This is a genomic window from Microvirga sp. P4_A5 (genome assembly GCF_056402495.1).
Genome location: NZ_JBFUHH010000209.1, coordinates 1 through 937 on the forward strand (window position 1 = coordinate 1; position 937 = coordinate 937).

The 937-nt window shown below is 63.5% G+C and carries 1 protein-coding gene; it reads left to right on the forward strand.

The genetic code is table 11. The features are described from left to right. Window positions 1–937: amino acid permease (locus tag AC1DVM_RS23180; RefSeq protein WP_477258496.1), on the forward strand; the 937-nt coding region annotated here is incomplete at both ends.

Below are 937 nucleotides of genomic sequence, written 5' to 3' on the forward strand. Positions count from 1 at the left end.
GCTCCTATCTCACGGGCATCTTCGGTACGGATCCGAGCTTCCAGCCGGTCTACTGGATCGTCTGCTACGCGCTGTTCGTCGGGCTCAACGTCGTCGGCGTCGAGTTGTCGTTCAAGGTCACCGTCACGGTGACGCTGATGGCGCTTGCCTGTCTCGCGGTGTTCTACCTGTCGGTGATCTTCTCCGGCAAGTTCGACTTTTCCCGCTGGGCGCTGAACATGGGTCCGGGCGGCGTCGAGCTGCCCAATGGCGGCGGGCCATTCCTGCCGTTCGGCATCGCGGGGATCTTCGCCACCTTGCCGTTCGCCGTGTGGCTGTTTCTCGCCATCGAGCAATTGCCGCTGGCAGCCGAGGAATCGCACGATCCGCAGCGGGATATGCCCAAGGGCATCATCGCCGGTATTCTGACGCTCATCGTCTCGGCCTTCCTGGTGATCTTCCTGAACACCAGCATCGAGGCCGGCGCCGTCGGATACGCGAAATCCACCGAGCCGCTGCTCGACGGTTTCCGCGCCCTGTTCGGCTCGGACATCGCCAAGATCCTCGCGGCTGTCGCGGTGATCGGACTGATCGCGTCGTTCCACACGATCATCTTCGCTTATGGCCGCCAGATCTACTCGCTCTCGCGGGCGGGCTATTTCCCGGCCTTCCTGTCGGTGACTCACGGCACACGCAAGTCTCCGCATGTGGCGCTGATCGCAGGCGCGGTTCTAGGCCTCGCGGTGATGATGATCACCTGGTTCACGTTCGGCGCCGATGCCGGCGGCGCGGCCATCGGCGGTACGCTGCTCAACATGGCGGTCGCCGGCGCGATGCTGGCCTATTTCATGCAGGGCATGTCCTACATCGTCCTCAAGAAAAAGTTCGCGCACCTCAAGCGGCCTTATGTCAGCCCCTTCGGCATCGCGGGCGCGGCGATCTGCATGCTCATCGCGGC